This is a genomic window from Vibrio quintilis, from assembly GCF_024529975.1.
GTDB lineage: Bacteria > Pseudomonadota > Gammaproteobacteria > Enterobacterales > Vibrionaceae > Vibrio > Vibrio quintilis.
This window is the reverse complement of record NZ_AP024897.1, coordinates 1,186,378-1,204,852: the sequence shown is the minus strand read 5'-3', so window position 1 is coordinate 1,204,852 and position 18,475 is coordinate 1,186,378. Positions and strand designations below refer to the sequence as shown.

General features: G+C 48.8%; 12 protein-coding genes and 1 pseudogene. 4 read left to right on the top strand and 9 right to left on the bottom strand.

The window, feature by feature from the left end; genetic code table 11:
* Positions 1-694: 694 nt before the first annotated feature.
* From OC443_RS05730 to OC443_RS05720, 3 genes are read left to right on the top strand one after another with little or no spacing between them, the layout of a single operon-like run.
* Positions 695-1,702 carry a Fe(3+) ABC transporter substrate-binding protein gene (locus tag OC443_RS05730; protein WP_143169308.1) on the top strand — a complete coding sequence of 336 codons (1,008 nt, stop codon included), beginning with the start codon at positions 695-697 and terminating at the stop codon, positions 1,700-1,702.
* Between the two features lie 49 nt (positions 1,703-1,751).
* Positions 1,752-3,371, top strand: a complete 1,620-nt coding sequence (locus tag OC443_RS05725; RefSeq protein WP_073582772.1) for an ABC transporter permease — start codon at positions 1,752-1,754, stop codon at positions 3,369-3,371.
* Positions 3,371-4,432, top strand: a complete 1,062-nt coding sequence (locus tag OC443_RS05720; RefSeq protein WP_073582680.1) for an ABC transporter ATP-binding protein — start codon at positions 3,371-3,373, stop codon at positions 4,430-4,432. Before OC443_RS05725 ends, OC443_RS05720 begins: the two co-directional genes overlap by 1 nt.
* Positions 4,433-4,468: 36 nt before the next feature.
* On the opposite strand, the gene OC443_RS05715 is transcribed toward OC443_RS05720, so the two are convergent.
* The 5 genes from OC443_RS05715 to OC443_RS05695 form a co-directional block, all read right to left on the bottom strand.
* Positions 4,469-7,909, bottom strand: a complete 3,441-nt coding sequence (locus tag OC443_RS05715; RefSeq protein WP_073582678.1) for a two-component regulator propeller domain-containing protein — start codon at positions 7,907-7,909, stop codon at positions 4,469-4,471.
* Positions 7,910-8,059: 150 nt separating this feature from the next.
* Positions 8,060-9,682 carry a methyl-accepting chemotaxis protein gene (locus OC443_RS05710; protein ID WP_073582676.1) on the bottom strand — a complete coding sequence of 541 codons (1,623 nt, stop codon included), beginning with the start codon at positions 9,680-9,682 and terminating at the stop codon, positions 8,060-8,062.
* 177 nt (positions 9,683-9,859) lie between these two features.
* Positions 9,860-13,141: an HD domain-containing phosphohydrolase gene (locus OC443_RS05705; protein ID WP_073582674.1), complete on the bottom strand. Its 3,282-nt coding sequence runs from the start codon at positions 13,139-13,141 to the stop codon at positions 9,860-9,862.
* Between the two features lie 319 nt (positions 13,142-13,460).
* The gene (locus OC443_RS05700; protein WP_234976375.1) at positions 13,461-14,042 is read right to left on the bottom strand and encodes a GNAT family N-acetyltransferase; all 582 of its coding nucleotides are present in this window, start codon (positions 14,040-14,042) and stop codon (positions 13,461-13,463) included.
* A gap of 196 nt (positions 14,043-14,238) precedes the next feature.
* Complete coding sequence (locus OC443_RS05695) at positions 14,239-16,182, bottom strand: M4 family metallopeptidase (protein WP_073582672.1); 1,944 nt, start codon at positions 16,180-16,182, stop codon at positions 14,239-14,241.
* A gap of 588 nt (positions 16,183-16,770) precedes the next feature.
* Between OC443_RS05695 and OC443_RS05690 the strand changes: the two are divergent.
* A pseudogene (locus tag OC443_RS05690) lies at positions 16,771-16,995 on the top strand (IS66 family transposase); the annotation flags it as partial.
* A gap of 39 nt (positions 16,996-17,034) precedes the next feature.
* Here OC443_RS05690 and OC443_RS26370 read toward each other — a convergent pair.
* The 4 genes from OC443_RS26370 to OC443_RS05680 form a co-directional block, all read right to left on the bottom strand.
* Entirely contained in the window at positions 17,035-17,205 is a 171-nt protein-coding gene (locus tag OC443_RS26370) for an AMP-binding protein (RefSeq protein ID WP_143169305.1), read from the bottom strand.
* Between the two features lie 440 nt (positions 17,206-17,645).
* Positions 17,646-17,735, bottom strand: coding sequence for a 50S ribosomal protein L36 (locus OC443_RS26365; RefSeq protein WP_370738751.1), 90 nt, complete (start codon positions 17,733-17,735; stop codon positions 17,646-17,648).
* Positions 17,736-17,957: 222 nt separating this feature from the next.
* Positions 17,958-18,053 (bottom strand): ribosomal protein bL36, encoded by a 96-nt coding sequence (locus OC443_RS05685; protein WP_073582666.1) that lies wholly within the window; start codon positions 18,051-18,053, stop codon positions 17,958-17,960.
* A complete protein-coding gene (locus OC443_RS05680; RefSeq protein WP_073582664.1) occupies positions 18,050-18,322 on the bottom strand; it encodes a type B 50S ribosomal protein L31 in 273 nt (90 codons plus the stop codon). Before OC443_RS05680 ends, OC443_RS05685 begins: the two co-directional genes overlap by 4 nt.
* Between the last annotated feature and the right edge of the window lie 153 nt (positions 18,323-18,475).

Genomic DNA, 18,475 nt, shown 5'->3' with positions numbered 1-18,475 from the left:
ATCCGAATCATGAAACGACTAACCGACAGCGTGAAATCACTATCCCCGATGGCAGACCATGGATAATAAGCAGATTTAAAAACGCTTATTCAGATATTTAACACCAGGAGTAATATTGGTTTTAATAATTATCACGGACAAGTACAGACAGCCTGAAAATACTGTCATCAGATTGAATCTTTATGTGTGAATTATTTTATATAAAATTGAATTATATATGATATAAATTAACAGCACATCAAGCCCTCTTATAATGTTGCAACCGTTAAAATAAATAAACACCACCATTATAAACATTGTTCCTTTATTTCAAATGTGAGCAAATAATCACAAAAAAACTTTCCTGTAATGTTAGTGACAATATTTATTTATACCCAAATGACCTGAAAATTCGTGATTGAGGTTATTTGGGTATATACCCAAATAACCTCAAAATGCAGGAGTCAGAGCTTCATCAACAAAAAATCACACGCTTCGGCAGGCCCACCTCCGGCAGTCCGCTGACTTACCTGTGCCCCTGCGCGATCCTGAAATTTACATCACAAATACAAAATGTAACAACCATTGGCTTGGAAAATGTAATGGATTGCAATTAAGCTTGATGTGAATGATAACAATTATTATTACAAGAGATGTAAAAAGGAACCGCGCAACCATGGATATCTTGAACCTGCTGAAACCCATTCTGAATAAAATGATTCTGACTCTTTGCACACTTCTGACCGGGGTCATCAGTACCTCAGTCATCGCAACTGAAGAAGTCAATGTCTATTCGTATCGCCAGCCATTTCTGATTGAACCTATGTTTGAAGCATTTACTGAACAAACCGGCATTCAGGTCAATGTAAAATTTGCCAAAAAAGGACTGGCGGAAAAGATGCTTCAGGAAGGTGAATACAGTCCCGCAGATGTGGTGCTGGCAACCGATATCAGCCGCTTAATTGAACTGGTCAGCAAACAGATCGTTCAACCGGTACACAGTGACATCATTACCACCAATATTCCGGCTCAGTTCCGGGACAGTCATCATCAATGGTTTGCGCTGACCCTGAGAACGCGTAATGTGTATTCATCCCGTGACCGGGTGGGAAAACTGGGGGAAGGCTTTCACTATAAACACCTTGCAACCCCGCGTTTTAAAGGCAAAGTCTGTACCCGTTCGGGCAAGCACCCTTATAACATCTCACTGATTGCTTCCATGATTGCCCACAAGGGAGAGAAAGCAACCAAAGCCTGGCTCAAAGGGGTGAAATCAAACCTGGCCCGCAAACCACAGGGCAATGATCGCGCACAGGTGAAAGCAATCAAAGAAGGTCTGTGTGATGTCTCTCTCGGCAACAGCTATTATCTGGGCAAGATGGTCAACGATGACAAACAGAAAGCCTGGGCTGACGCCGTTCACATTAATTTTCCCAACCAGAGAACAACCGGAACCCATGTGAATGTCAGCGGCATGGCGATGGCGAAGCATGCGCCAAACCGGGAAAATGCGCAAAAGCTGATGGAATTTCTGACCGAAGACACAGCACAGCAAATGTATGCCGAAGTGAACTATGAGTATCCGGTCAAAACAGATGTAAAACGCTCAGAACTGGTTGAATCATGGGGAGAATTTACTGCCGATGATATCCGGCTTGAAGAGATAGCCAAACATCACAGTACAGCAGTCAGACTGGTCGATGAAGTCAGATTCGACCTGTAACGGTGCTGGCCGCCGGCCTTTCAACGGGCTGACGCATCATCAGCCGGCAATGCGCGCGCACCATTTATGGACCATCGGCGCTGCGATCTCAGCACTGCTGCTGATATCGCCTGTCCTCTCTGTTTTCTGGTCAGCTCAGGGAGAAACCGGCGATCTGTTTTCTCATCTGTATGACACAGTTCTTCCCGTTTATGCCCTGAATACTTTCCTGCTGGTGACCGGTGTCATGTGCCTGTCCCTGCTGCTCGGTGTCCCCTGCGCATGGCTGATGGCAATGTGTCGTCTGCCCGGTGAAAAATTCCTGCAATGGGCACTGGTGCTGCCACTGGCAATGCCCGGCTATATTATCGGCTATGTGTATACAGACTGGCTGGACTATGCCGGTCCGGTCCAGCGGCTGCTGAGAAAGCTAACGGGCTGGCAGGGCTCAGGGTACTGGTTTCCGGATATCAGAACCCTGCCGGGAGCTGTCTTTGTGCTGAGCCTCGTACTTTACCCTTATGTCTATCTGATGGCACGGGCTGCTTTCATGGAACAAAGTGTCAGCCTGCTCCAGTCCGCCAGATTACTGAGATGTTCGCCGCTGAAAAGCTTTTGGCGCATCTCGCTGCCTTTAGCCAGGCCAGCCATCGCTGTCGGGCTGTCACTGGCCGCGATGGAAGCACTGGGAGACTTCGGCACCGTCAGCTTATTTGCCGTCAATACACTGACGACTGCCGTTTATGACACCTGGCTCGGTTACGCCAACCTGACAGCCGCCGCCAAAATTTCAGCCATCATGCTGATTGCGGTGGTGCTGTTACTGAGCGGAGAGCGTTTCAGCCGCCGCAGACAAAAACTGTTTCAGACACATTATGCTGCTCACGAAAATATCCGCTACCCGTTACATGGCTGGAAAAAAATAGTGTCCCTGATTTGGTGCTGGGGGATTCTCCTGTCCGGATTTTTACTGCCGCTGATACAGCTTGGTCTGTATACGTGGGATTACTTTGCGGAAAGCTGGACGCCGGCTTTTCAAACCTACGCCCTGAACAGCCTGAAAATCTCCTTTCCGGCCGCCATACTGGCAACCATGGTGGCCGTTGTGACTAATTTTTCCTGCCGGATCAGCAGCGGCAGAACCGTGATATTTATGCGTCTGTCCTCACTGGGTTATGCCGTCCCCGGAACTGTACTGGCAATTGGTGTGCTGGCGCCGGTGCTCACCATCGATCACTGGCTCAATGACATGGCCCGGCTGCTGAACTGGCAACCACCGGGGCTGCTGCTGTCCGGCTCAATGTTTGCGCTGGTTTTTGCCATGGTAGTCCGCTTCTCTGCTGTTGCAACCGGCAGCGTTGAGAGCAGTCTGGGTAAGATCTCCCCTTCGATGGATATGGCAGCCCGTGTGATGGGCTGCCACGTCAGCCGGATGCTGTGGCGGGTGCATTTCCCGCTGATCAGAAAAGGCCTGCTGGTGGCCGGTTTACTGGTCTTTCTCGAATCAATGAAAGAGCTGAACGCTGCACTTTTGCTGCGTCCGTTTAACTTTGAAACCCTTGCTACCTACGTTTATAACTTCGCATCTGATGAGCAACTGGAGCTGGCGGCATTACCGGCTATCCTGCTGGTGTTGGCCGGACTTATTCCTTTAATCATTGTCAATCGTTCACTGGAGCAGACCCACTGATGGGAAAACGACTCACCATTACTCAGCTGACATGCCGCTATGGCGACCAGACTATACTGGAATCCCTTTCCTTATCGGTCACCCGGGGGGAGATTATCTGCCTGCTGGGTGCCAGCGGCTGTGGCAAAACCACCCTGCTGAAAGCCATCGCCGGGCTGCTGCCGTTACACGCAGGAAAACTGTACCTGAATGACCGGCTGCTGGATGACAGCAGCCGTCAGGTAGCGCCGGAACAACGCCATATCGGCATGATTTTTCAGGACTATGCACTGTTTCCCCACCTGACCGTCAGCGAAAATATTGCCTTTGGCCTGCCCTCTCAATCCCGCCGGGAAAAACAGCAACGTGTTGAAGAAATGTTGTCACTGGTACGGTTAGACGGTTATCAATCGCGTTACCCGCATCAGCTTTCCGGGGGCCAGCAACAACGGGTCGCTATTGCCCGCTCGCTGGCTTATCAGCCGGAACTGTTACTGCTGGATGAACCTTTCTCAAATATTGATACTCAGGTGCGCCATGAATTGATTCGTGAAATTCGCAGCATCTTCAAGCAGCAGGGAGTGACGGCGATCTTCGTGACGCACAGCCGTGAGGAAGCATTTGCCTTTGCCGATAAAATGGCGGTCATGAATCAGGGGGTGATTGAACAGTTTGGCCCGGCCAGTGAACTTTATCACCACCCATCCAGCCGGTTTGTTGCTGATTTTCTCGGTGGCGGCAGTTACCTGCCCGCCCGTCCCGGTGGCCGGCACAGTTTTCACACCCCGCTGGGCAGAATCCGGACTGATTCTCTGCCGGATAACGCACCACACCGGGATCCAGATCAGGCATGTGTATTACTGCTCAGGCCGCAACATGTGCTCCTGAAGGCTGACTCCCGGAGTGAAACCCGGGTACTCGAACAACAGTTTATGGGCGATCACTGCCGCTATATTGTTAATGTCAGCGGACATCATCTGGTGGCAACGTCTGATGAACCACTAACCGTCGGTGACCCGGTGGCGGTCAGCATCAACCCGCAGGGAATTCATGTTTTTCCGGATGACGGTATAAGCGGATGAGGGTTTCAGCAGAACACCACGGAAGCAAAAACCGGCTTACCGCAGCGTGACACAATTCCGGCCCTGTCTTTTGGAATGATACAGCGCCTCATCGGCCCGCTGAATCAGTGTGTCGTCTGACTCATCCGGCCGGTACTGAGTCACCCCGAAACTGGCTGTCACCCGGCCAGCTCCCGGATAATCTGACTGACCGATAATATTCCTCAGCCCTTCAGCCAGCTCCCGGCCAGCCTCAGACTCCGTATCCGGACAGATAATCATAAACTCTTCTCCGCCCCAGCGTCCCAAAATATCCGTGACACGCAAACGCTGTTTTAATCTTGCAGAAACGCCCTGCAATACCGCATCACCGACCAGATGGCCGTGAATGTCATTGACCAGTTTAAAACTGTCAATATCGACAAAAATGATCACAAAAGGAATATGATGGCGTTTGGCGCGCTCCATTTCATTTGCCAGCATCGTATCCAGATATTTCCGGTTGGAGATCCCGGTCAGCTGATCGGTCAGTGTCAGCCGGATTAACTCAGCTTCCACCTGTTTTCGTTCGGTAATATCCCTGACCGCCGCCACCCGGACAAAGTCATTGCGAAACGGAATCTGCTTGGCATGAATTTCTATCGGAAACTTCGAACCATCTCTGCGCTTGCCTATCGCTTCATAAGAGCACTCATTGCCCCGGCGAACATTATCCCTGACAGTTTCAAAGGTTTCATCCGCCAGGAGAATCCGGCCCGATCGGCCAAGTAACTCTTCCCGGTCATAACCAAACAGATCACAGCCATACTGATTCACTTCCAGAATTTTGAGCTGTTCATGGATAAAAATCCCTTCAAAGGTCGCTTCAGATAACCCCCGGAACCGGGCTTCACTCATCTCCAGCTCTTCGGTCCTGATCTGAACCTGAGATTCCAGATACCGGTTCTGTTCCGCAATCAGTCTGACACGCCATAAAATGATGGCTCTGAGCAGAAAACCGGACAGCACCACCAGTAACACACCAAACCACCAGGTCTGCCACCAGGGCGGCAGAATGTTCAGCGCCAGCGAGACCTCTTTGTTACTCCGGATCCCGTCATTATTAGCCGCCCTGACCTTAAACGTATACTGGCCGGGAGACAGGTGATTGTAGAGAGCAAATGGCCTGTCACTACCGGTTTTCACCCAGTCTTTATCCACCCCTTCCAGTTTGTGCAGATAGGTATTTTTATCCGGCGCAGTGTAGTTCAGCCCGGAAAAATAAATACCGATACTGTTTTGATTATATGGCAGACTCAGAGAACGGGTCTCCGTGATACTTTGCTTTAACAGCCGATCCGGGCCAATCTCTGCCGGCTGATTAAAAATCTCCAGCCGGGTCAGCACAACTTCCGGCGGATGAAGATTATCCTCAATCCGCATCGGATCAAACAACGAAAAACCATTATCTCCGCCAAACATCAGCTGTCCTGCACGGGTCCGGCCAAATGCATAAAAGAAAAATGAATTCACGCCTAACCCATCTTCCCGGTAATACACCCGGATCGCTTCTGTATCCGGATTAAACCGGGTCAGCGACTTGGAACTGCTGATCCAGAGCTGGCCGCTGTTATCTTCCACCACGGCTAACAGATTATTAGCAGGAAAACCATTTTTCGTGGTGTAAACCCGGAACTTATCTTTATCAGGATAATACCGGTTCAGTCCGAAATTAGTTGTCACCCAGATCCGGCCACGACTGTCCTCATAAATATGACGCACCGTATCATCAGAAAGAGAGCCGGGATCTTCAGGATCATGCCGGTAATGCCGGAACTGCTTTGTCTGACGGTCAAAAACACTGATGCCTTTGCCATAAGTACCAATCCAGACTTGTCCGTTATGTAATGGGGTGACACTGGTCAGGATGTCAAAACCGATGGAGTGGCTGTCATCCGGGTCATGCCGGTAGTTGGTAAAAGTTTCCGTTTTCGGGTCGAACCGGGTCAGCCCGCCGCCAAAATGAGCCAGCCACAAAATGCCGCCCTTATCTTTGATAAGCCAGGGAATAAAATTATGAGGCAGGCTGTCGGCAGCAGCCGGATTCTGTGATTCATCCGCCGCATAAACATAGCGGGTAAAACGTTTGGTTTCCGGGTCGAATTTATTGAGCCCGCCGCCGCCGGTACCAATCCAGATCATCCCATCATCCCCTTCAATCACCGCCGCAACCCGGTTGCTTGACAGACTGTTGTGATCACCTGCAACTGATTTGTAAACCGTCACCTTTTCTGCCACCGGATCAAACTGAAATAACCCGTCTGAGTGGGTACCAAACCAGATATTTCCCCGGGCGTCTTCCGCCATGCCACGAATATGCCGGGCTGAAATACCATGGCCATCATGCCGGTAAAGATAATTTTTAAACCGTTTTAAATTAGGATCCTGAATATAAATACCAGCGCCAAGCGTACCAAACCAGATTCGCTCGTGTCTGTCCGCCCACACACTGGTGATAAAAGCAACATCATCACTATGACTCACCCCGGTCTGACGCAGCAGATGCCGGGTTACTTTCTGCCCCTGCACCAAATCGATACCACCGGTTGTCGCCACCCAAAGCCGGCCCTGCTCATCCCATAAGATATCCTGCACATCATTGCTGCTCAGACTCAGCGGATCATTTTCATCATGGCGCAGATGAGTAAAGCTCTCATCCGCTTCGACATACAGATTCAGTCCACCATTCAGCGTACCAATCCATAAACGCCCGGACGACGTATACGCCAGCACCTGAATGTGATTATCACTTAACGAATCTGACTGTTCAGAATGATGGATAAAATGCCGTAACTTTTTTATCTTCGGATTCCAGCGATACAGGCCATTGTCGGTTCCCAGCCAGAGATGCTGCGTCTTATCCTGCGCAATTGCATTAATGTTTATATTTTTCAGTCCGGAAAGTATGCGGGTCCGCTGGACGGTCCATGTCCGGTTTTCACCCGGAATCAGCCGGTCCAGCCCGCCTTCACTGCCGATCCACAGCACACCGGCATGATCTTCAAAAATTGACCGGATATGGTTATCAGAAAGGGAGCCGGGCTGGCCGGGCTCATGTATGAAACGTTCGAATGTCTCTGAATGCCTGTCAAAACGGGCTAATCCAGCCTTGGTGCCAATCCAGAGATGTCCTTGTGTATCTTCAAACAGGACGTTAATACTATTGCTGATCAGGCTGGTTTTATCCTCAATATCGCGGGAAAAAACCCGGACCTCGTGCGGACTATAACGAATCAGGCCGGCAGAACCGGAAATCCAGATAAACCCCCGGCTATCCTGCAGACCATCGTAAATCACATTGGAAGGTAATCCATCAGCAGCAGACAGCTGACTGAAGCGGATTTCCCCGGATGACTCAACCGCACTCCCTGCCTGAGAAATCCCCCAAAATAAGATTATAAAAATCAAAGCATTCTGTATAATTGTCTGAATCCAACGAAACAGATACTTTTGATACATAATCAATCCTTATCATTACGGCCCGGTCACTGACTCCTCAGGATTAAGTTCATTCATTCCGCAAATTATTTACCGCCATAACATTACTCTAGCCTCTATTGAATGATTATCCAGTTTATCAATCAGGAGCGGTTCCTGCGGGCAGGCCTCTCAGGCAGGCAGCCGGAATGTCGACGTCGCAGTGTGCGTTGCCTGCGCAGCCCCGGAAAGGGTAGCGCCTAATTCAGACAATTCCCGGGCGACCCGGTTATTGCCCTGAGTTTCAGACACGATATCCTGAATATGGCCGGTCATCCGGGTCGTCTCCGCCGCCTGATTCTGTGCCAGCTGGTTGAGATGATTCAGGCTTTCCAGAGAACGGGCTGAATCCTGTTCAAGCTGACTCAAAGGTTCCACGACACTTTCAATTTGCGCGACACCCTGACGCATTTTCTCCTGTCCGGTTTGCATTTCTCCGGAAATCCGGATGGCAAGTTCACTGATGGTCGTAATCACCTGATCAATCGACTCCGTCACTTTCGCCGTATTACCGGCCAGATTCCGTACCTCATCGGCCACCACCGCAAACCCTTTGCCGCTCTCTCCGGCCCGGGCCGCTTCAATCGATGCATTCAGTGCCAGCAGATTGGTTTGATCGGCAATTTCACGGATACTGTCCACCAGCGACGTTACCGCTGAAGTACTCTCATTTAACTGACCAACGGCATGAGAGGTCTCATCAATATAACGGGCTACGCCGGTCATATTTCCGACCGTGGCTGAAATGACCTCAACACCGTTTTTCGCCAGTTCATGGGCGGTTTGAGCCTGATGGTGAGAAACCGAGACATGAGACGCCATACTCTGCGTATCCTGACTGAGCCCTGCCACAGCTGTTTCAATATCACTGGCCATCCGGTCCTGTTTATCAGAGCTTTGATGAACCTGTGCAATCGACTGCGACATTGTCTTCGTCGATGCGACAACCGTGTGCGCACTCTGATCAATCCGGCTGATCACTTCAACCAGCCCCTGTCGCATCCGCTCGACCCGGCCGGCTAACATAGCGAACTCACCCTGCGCCCGGATATCCTGCGCCCGGCTGAGATCCCCGCCTGCGACCTGATCTAACAGTGCCATAACCTGATTCAGTGGTGCGACAATACTGCGGATAATAAAAAATGACATCACTAATCCGGCCATAATGGCCAGCCCGCTGACAGAGAGCAGTAACCAGGTGTCCACTTTAGTCTGCGCCAGCACACTGCGCTGATTCTCCTCCATCATCTGCCGTTGCTCCCCGGCCAGCAAATCCGTATCCGCCAGAAACTGTTGCAACGCCTGTCTGGTTGGTCCGGCCATCTGATTTTTTGCTTCGGACTGTTCACCGAACTCAATCGCTTCAACCGTGGCCTGCAACGCTTTCTGGTAACGCACTTTTTGCTGCATCAGCGTGTTGAGTATCTGCTGAGACCGGGGCTCAGAAGTCAGTGCCTCCATCTCCTGCAAAATGGCATCCATCCGGGCATTGCGCTGGTCAATTTCTTGATAAATCTCCACCCGCTGCCCGCGATCTTCCAGTACGAACAACAGCAGTAACCGGCTGGCCAGACTTTCTGCCTGAATATTCAGTTCACCACTCAATCCCACCAGTGCGGCTTTTTCCTGAACAATATTGCCCAGATCAGCAGACAATGAATTTAACCGGGAAACCGATAACCCCGCGATGACCACAAGGAAAGTTAATAAAACAAAGTAGCTGACCCGTAACCGGCTCTTTATGCTGGTAAACATCACTGAATCTCTCCATATTACGCACCTGATCAACGTTCCTGAATATGATGCGCCATTTTTGACCCTCAGGCTGAGTAAGCCGTAATCAGGAACCGTTATTCAGGGTCTGTGACACTAAAATTCAACAGACCCTGAGATTTTGACGAAACAGTCACTGAATTTCTTACACCAGCCGGCTTATTTTTCTGCTCCCCCGGTATCCTGAGGCTGTTCTTTGCCGGCGGGCTGTTTTCCCCAGCGCTCAACAATGCCTAAATACTGGTAGATATCCACCTCATCGCACTGCGATGCTTCGAGAAAACGTTCGGCATACCGGGCATACACCCGGCCGGACAAAAACAGTTTGAACAAATCGCCATCCAGATGATTGTCCTGCACCATCTTCGCCATAATGCCAATCGCTTTACTCAGTGTTTTCATGTTTTTATAGGGCCGGTCTGATGCGGTCAGGGCTTCAAACACATCTGCTATCGCCAGAATCCGGGCTTCCATCGATAATTCATCTGCGGTTAATTGCTTGGGATATCCGGTGCCATCGAGCTTTTCGTGATGCCCGCCGGCAATTTCCGGTACCCGTGACAACTCATCAGGGAAAGGCAATGCATCCAGCATATGGATGGTGGCAATGATATGTTCATTGATACGGAAACGATCTTCGTGGGTTAATGTGCCTCTGCGAACACTGAGGTTATAGATTTCACCGAGATTGGCCTGATATTCAGGAATTTCCATCCGGATATCTTCCGCCACCCGGTCACGGGGAGAAATAGCCCAGGGAATCAGATGTTCCGGGGAATCTGCCAGCAAAAACTCCCGGACCGGGAGTGGCTGTTCTTCCGTTACCACAATCTGTCTGGCTTCCTCCGGCGATAAACCAAGGCGGTTATCCAGGTGACGCATCCAGACCTGCCGGGCAATATGCTGAATCCGGAGCACATCTTTCTCACCCATGTTATCCGACCCCACATTGCATTGGGCGATAAACGCAAAATCATCCCGGATCTGCTGATGACGTGCGATCAAAACAGCTTTGGATGCTTCTTCAGACTGCCCGGCCGCCATCCGCTGCCAGTGCTCAATTTCGGCATCACGCCACAACACTTCAAAGCGCATCCGGATTTCATGAATCCGGTTGTAAATCGTTTCCAGTTTACTGCCTTTATCAATGATATATTCCGGCGTGGTCACTTTTCCGCAATCATGCAACCAGGCCGCGACCCGGAACTCCCGCCATTGCTCTTCCGTGGTTAATTTAAAACTCCGGAATGCCGGTAAATCACTTTTCTCAGCCGCTTCAGCCAGCATGATTGCCAGTTCAGGAACCCGGGCACAATGCCCGCCGGTATAAGGCGATTTTTCATCAATCGCCTGCGCGATTAACTGAATAAAAGAGTCCACCAGTTCCTGCTGATTACGCTGATAATCCTCAATCGAATCAGCCATTGACAGGATAGACAATGACAAGTCATTAATCTCCCGGATATGACTGGGCACATGTTTGACCGCTTTGAAGCGCCGTTTCTGAATTTTCTGGTTTTCTTCTGCCAGCATATTCACCGGGGTGACGATCATATTGGCAAAAGAAAACAGCACCGGCGTCACGACCATCAATAAGCCCAGTGTAATCAGCAACGAGTAATAGACCTTTTCCATATAGGGCTTTTGCATCACTGCCGTTGGCACCATCATACCGGCAAAACTGACCGACCCGAGATGCGACTGTATCCGGTGGACAAATATCGTATATGATTGCTCACCGATCATGATGTCATGGGCGATTGCATTCCGTGTGTCACTGGCTGTCGCCAGATGCATAAATGCCGGGGCTGGCACCACCCCTGAGCTGATAGCTCTTTGCAGCTTCGCCGAGGCATTGTCTCCCAGCCAGCGGTTTTCAATCTGGTTCAGCTCCTCCGGTGTCAAAGAGTTAATCGCCAGATTCAAAAGCTTTTGCAACTCGCCCTGATCGCTGTGGACCAGAAATCGCAGCCGTTGATCCATCCGCCGGGTTTGCGGACTATGCTCCATCTGTAACCGCAGCCCGGAAAGGGAATAGCGGTCTATAAAGTACCGGACAACCCGATCATTGCCAAAGGCAGCATCAGCCTGCCCGTCACGTACCGCCTTTAATGCAGCAAGAGAATCCCGGACTTCCAGCACCTTCACCCCGGAAAAATGTTCTTTCACCAGCTGAACAAAAGCCCACCCGGCAGGAATCGCCACCACCTGCCCCGGAGTGAATTGCTCCAGACTGTCCGGCGGAATACGGTCTTCCCGTGTGACCAGAACCGGAGAAAGCTTCAGATAAGGGATAGAAAACAGTCCCCAGCTATCGCGCGCTTCGGTATAAAACAGGCTGTGCAACACATCCAGCTTGCGCTGTTGATATAACGCAACCAACTCATCCCAGCTATAGCCGTTCACATACTCAATTTTCAGTCCCAGCTTACGGGCAATCAAATTCATCAAATCAATGGAAAACCCCTGTGGATGGCCGCTGTAAGAAAAATCAAACGGCGGCCAGTTTTCCTCATTCGATACTCTGATCGTCCCGGCCTGCTCAATATATTGTTTCTGTTGCTCTGTCAGCGCCAGAGGAGAGACAGATGCTACCTCCTGTCGGATATCAACAGAAAATGAGTGCGCATACACTTTCCCGCTCTGGTCAAAAATGAACGCATTCCCCTGCTCTAACGGGTTATTTTTCTTCAGGAATGCCGACAGCGTATCCAGAGTGATATCAACGGCAATCACGTTTTTACTGCCCGGAATTCGTTTGGCATAGGTTGTTCCCGGTGATTGCGTGTTATGAAAAATATAAGGATCGGTCTTAATAATCGTGTCACTTGTCATCGCATCCCGGTACCAGGGACGGATATTGGCAAAATATTTACTGGGTTCCCGACGCTGATGGGTCGGTTTCAGCGCCGTATCGAGAAAAATAAAATCACGAAAGCGACCGGTTTCCGTCGCATGAATATGCACAATCAGCCAGCGATCTGATGGCCTGGCCTGCAATGTTTCCCTCAAATTGTCACTGCTGTTTAAATTAATCAGCTCATAAAAATTGCCATCCTCATAACCGATATAGATGGCATACAGATAAGGTTTTTGCTGCATCGCCTGAACCATCACTCCCGTAATGGGACGCATCATTTCCCCCGAATCCTGATCTGCAATTTCCGGGTACTGAGACAGCAATAAAGCCAGATCACTGCTTTCAACATCAAGGGAATAAATTTTGTCACTGACGCGCTGCGCCGCGTTGCTGAAAAGGATATTGGCTGACTCTTTCGCCAGATGCTGACTGAAATAATACTGCAGCGATAAAGACACCGTAATAATCAGTAAAGATAAAACGATAAACAAAAACATTACCGTCATTTTGATACTGAACATCGCATATTTGAGCTGTTTAAGCCTCGCTGTCAGTCTGGCGGTAATTGTGTCGGTAAACATATGTAAGCGGATCCATTTGCCGGTAACTCTCCAAAATATAGCTAATGAATTGTAACCCCGCGCTTATTCATGATAACCGGAAGGTCAGCAGTTGCCGGCCATCACACCTTCATCCTCAGACAAACCGGCCCAAATCTCCTGTATCAGAGCCTGACAAAATCACCCGCAGGGCGTGAGCTGAATCATGCATCTTCAGGTTGCCTGGGGATACGAAAAGCGCGCCATACATGGTCGCAATGAAGAAAATGCCGGATCGCCTGATCAGCGCGCCGGAATATAATCAACCGTTCCGGCTGATTCAACAACCAGCGCACGCTGCTCAAAACTGCAAACAGGATTCCCGTGGGTACATCGCTGCCCACTCTTCTCTGAGTACGCCATACTTGACTGAATCATAGTAAGTCCCCTGATAAAAACGTACCTTTCTGAGCCGGGCTTCCAGTTTTAACCCCAGCTTTTCAGCGCACGCCATCATCCGGTGGTTTCCGGACCAGGTTGTCAAACCGACCCGTTCAATATCAAGTATATCAAACAGATAAGAGATCCACGGCACCAGCGCTTTACATCCGATTCCCTGACTCCAGTAATCAGAATCATAAATCACAATGCCGGTTTCCAGCCAGCGGGTCGATTCACATTCCCAATAGTAGCTGACGGCACCGACAGCTTTGCCGTCAGCCTCGATTAACAGCGTATCATCTCCCTGCAGGAGCCGTTGAAACATCCCGGTTTCAAAGCATGACAATGTCGGTCTGATATAACCGAAATACGGGCCGTTAAATTTAGTCCAGGCTTCATCCTGAGTGATAAGCCGGTATAAAGTTTCAGATTCAAAAGGAAAAGCCGTTCGTAAGATGACCGACTCATTTTTCAGGCAGATACTCATTGCTGGTTTTATCATCCATAATAAAAATTCCAGCCGGATTCTACAAAAATCAGGATATAAATGCCCGTAATTTGAATAATTTTTCAGTGATATCAGCATAGTAAGCATCAGGAAATTGAATGAAATCGATATCATATTGAAAGAATGAAAAAAAGAAGGTGCAACCGGCACCTTCTTTGTGACATACGATGTCCTCAACCTGACCCGGCGATTACTCCAGGCTCAGTGTTAAACCCGAATAATATCTGTAACCGAAAATCATGATGTAATAGGTTTTACCGGCTTCCGTTTCAACCTTGCAGGATTCTTCATTGCCGTAATTCTGAGGACGACAGATAAAGGATTGCGGAGAGGGTGTTTTATCCACATTCACATACAGATCAGCATCACCGGTCCCGCCGGAAATTTTTACTGTCGTTGTCGAACCGTCTCCTTTAAACCCGTAGTAAAGCATGGAAGAGAACGGGCCGAATAAATCACTCACCGACTGGCCTTTGGTCAGCATCTGGCCCTGACCGGATGAATCATCGGATGAGTCATCTGAAGAAGAACCAGACGAAGAACTACCGGATGAGCTATCTGATGATGAAGATGAACTGTCTGACGAACCGGATGAAGCGCTGTCAGTTTCCGGGTAAACCGAACCACAGCTGGCATCCACCCCAACCTTTTTGAAGGCCGCCACAATATCACTGGTTGAATAGTTCAGATCTTTCGCCGCTTTGGTCACACCGCAGGCTGCGGAATCGAAGGTTGCGCCGGATGTCCAGTATAACTGGTTGGCAACCGCAAAAGCCTGAAAACCTTTCTTCGGATTCCAGCCGGCAGTGTTAGAGATCAGATAATAAGCCCGGTTAAACACACCACTTGAATGGTGCACATTAATTCCGGTGTAATATTCTGAAGCATTATCGATGGAATAACCATCGCGTGACGGTTGATCAAAATAACGCATCGCCTTGCCTGACTTCATGATGTCAGAACCGATATACCAGTCCACTTTGTGGCGGATATAATACTCCATCGCTTCCCCGGCAATATCAGAATAAGCTTCATTGATACCGCCGGACTGTCCGCTGTAAATCAGCCCTGAGTTTTGTTCGGTAAAGCCATGACTGACTTCGTGTGCGCTGACATTCAGGTCAACCAGCGGATAAAGTGTATTTCCGCCATCACCGAAGTTCATCTCTCTGCCGTCCCAGGACGCATTCTCAAAGTTGTGTTTGTAATGCACCCGCATCACCAGCTTAAATGACAGCGGCGCAGTATTCAGCCAGTCTTTATACATCTCAACGATCTTCTGACCATAAAAATGCGCATCATTGATTGGAGAATAAGCCCCGTTGATCTGTTTATAGTCGTTATAGTTTCTTGAATCTGAACAGTTATAACGGAATGCATCTGTACCTGAAGTCCCGCCATTGAGGTTTACGGATTTCACTTCACTGGTATCCATAATACAGGTTGAACCCTGTTTTGTGATCGCAAAGGATTCTTTATCCTCACCGTAAACATAGCGACCGGTTCGCTCATTTCCGCCCGGCCCAGAACCCTTGGCCTCATGATGATTTAACCCTTCCCACTGTTTCACAATCGCGCCGGATTCAGCATCGATAAAATAAAACGGACGGGCTGGTTCATCCGATGTCACCAGAAAGTCCACCATATACACCAGTTGTGCCTGCCCGTTCTCATCCAGACGCACCATCAGCTTCGCCGTTTCCCAATCCGGACGTGGCATCGAGAAAAAGTTCTGCTTCAGCTGATAGTCGTTCAGGGCAACCTGAATGGCTTCCTGACGGCTGAGCGCCGGTCTGACCGTCGACACATCTGCCGCAATACCTTTGGCCATCACACCAAACACGTCGCTGTTGCGGTTGTTGCTCTTCGTCGCAACCACAGATGTATTAAACACCGGCAATCCGTGATAGGTCTGCTGATAACGGACTTTCTTTTTCCCGTTCGGTAAAGTGACGGTTTTCATCGCTTCAAACCCGGTTTCTGCCGGGGAAAGGCTCATGGTCTGAACCGCTAAAGCCTGATTCAGCGTGTCTGTATTTTCAACCCGGACCATCTCTGCTGCAGATACCGGCAGCAAGAAACCCAGCCCCATTGCTGCAACCAGCAAATTAACGTGACGTTGTTTTGTATTCATATATGATTTCCATGAATTATTATTCTGTATAACTATTCCTGAATATAAGTGGCTCAGGCTGACAGACATCAGCCTGATGCATCGCATTATCCGGAGCCCTGATAGAGTTGACTCATCTCTGACAACTCAAAAAAAATAACACCCAAGCGACAAATCGCAGCAACAACAATTCATGACATCCAGTCAATAATCCAGCATTTTGATAAAATAACACCAACAACATGTTTATATAACTTTACATCAAATTATATATTAACCACGTTATGAGTATGGATAAGTTAAATATAAAAATCATTTATTATCATATAGATAAACAACTAATAGCAAAATACTGGCGATTATTATTGGCATAGTTTCATCATCAGTTAAATATTTAAACGCAGATAAAAATTTAATCAAAAAACGTAACAGAAACAGAGAAAATAACAGGAACAAGCTTGCGGATAAATATACCCAAGCAACCTGAAGATGCAGGTTGAGCGGGTATACCCGGGCAACCACAAGATAGCGGTTGCCCGGCGTTTATTGACCGTCGGTGAGTCCGGCCTGTGAGTTATGGCCGGGTATCGACAGAAACAACCACGGATAATACCGCTGACAAATAATGAAGCGGAGAGGCGCATACGTGGTTGCGTTATTCAGAGAAAAATCAGCTATGGAACGACATCCGATGCTGGTGATAAATTTAGAGGTCGCATCCACTCGCTTGTTGAGACGTGTAAGAAACGCGGACTATCGACATATGCAGTACTCTCTGAAATAGTACAAGCTGTCACCACACGCCAACCCTATCCCAACGTGTTCAACCTGTAGCGAGCAAATCAAGTACCTACTGGTGAACGGTTACCTTCATTAAACCAGTGAACATAATAATTCAGGCTGTTTTGTCGATATCATTAAAAAAGCAGATGCATCTTCAATAATTGACCGGATTCTTTCAGGTGGATGAAAATAAGATAAAGGCACATAGGCACATCCGGACTTCATGATACCAAGTAATACCACTGGTAACCTGGCGTTCATCTGTTACCGCGTGGAAATATTCTTTAAACTCATCAATGTGCATAATAGGAAGCGCTCTTTCATCAAAGAAGCGTATATGATCACAGGTAAATATGATCGTCAATCTGATCGTTCTGATAGTTCTGATAGTTCAAAAAATGTTCGCGATCTTGCCCTGCCACCGCACCTGTTTCCTTTACGGGCTACAACACAAAAAAATGAGATATGCGTTCCATAATGCCTGACATCACACATTGTGCATTCTTTGAGCAAAAAAGGCTGAAAATGATACCAGACTGATACTATCAATTCTCTCATATGCTACTATATTGACATTAATCACAACGACACAATTACAACAGGCCTGGCATGCTGGGGGGAGCGGCCGGGTCTGTTCCCCTCTCCCGGCCGCAAATGCGTTGAATACGCTCATGCATCCGGACAGACACCGGCTCAGCTCATTATTTTTTCTTCTTCGTCTTTCCCTGAACGGCTTTCAAACGCGGATTTGATTTACAAATCACATATACCCAAGCAACCTGAAGATGCAGGATTCAGCGTGCAGCCGAAAGGTACAGTTCAAGGAAAGGGAATGCAGGAATGTACCCACCTTTCAAATTCTCTTGACGCAGAAATGTGCCTTTCAGCTCACGCCCTGCGGGTGAGTTTGTCAGGCTCTGATACGGCGTTACTGATTTTCAACGTAGAATGACTATGTCTTCAAATCAGTGCCTTGTCTCAGAGCCTGACAAATCTCACTGAAACCTGCATCTTCAGGTTGTTTGGGTATACACCCGTCCCCGGCGCTTCACCACCTGGCAATCGCGGTGACGCTGTTTGGCACTTTTTAATGAACTCAGTACTTTCATGACTTATCTCCTGTCCGTTTTATTCCCATCTGACCAAAGCGGCGGTTGAAGTTGGCAATCCGGCCTTCCTGATGCACCACACGCTGCCTGCCGGTGTAAAACGGATGAGATTTTGAAGACACTTCAATCGTGAAATAAGGATAAGTTTGTCCGTCTTCCCACTCAATCGTTCGGTCTGTCTGCAAAGTTGACCCAATCAAAAAATACTCATCGATACTGGTGTCATGAAAGACCACAGTCCGATACTCAGGGTGAATTCCCGGTTTCATCGATACACTCTCCTCTCTGGTGATTTCCCCTGCCCGCGGGTTACCGGTTTGTCCGGAGCCCACATCGCGGGGAACTCATGAATAATATGTTATAACATAACAATTTCAGTCAGAGAGATCAATCTGAGTCATACCGGAACATCGGTTAAAAGC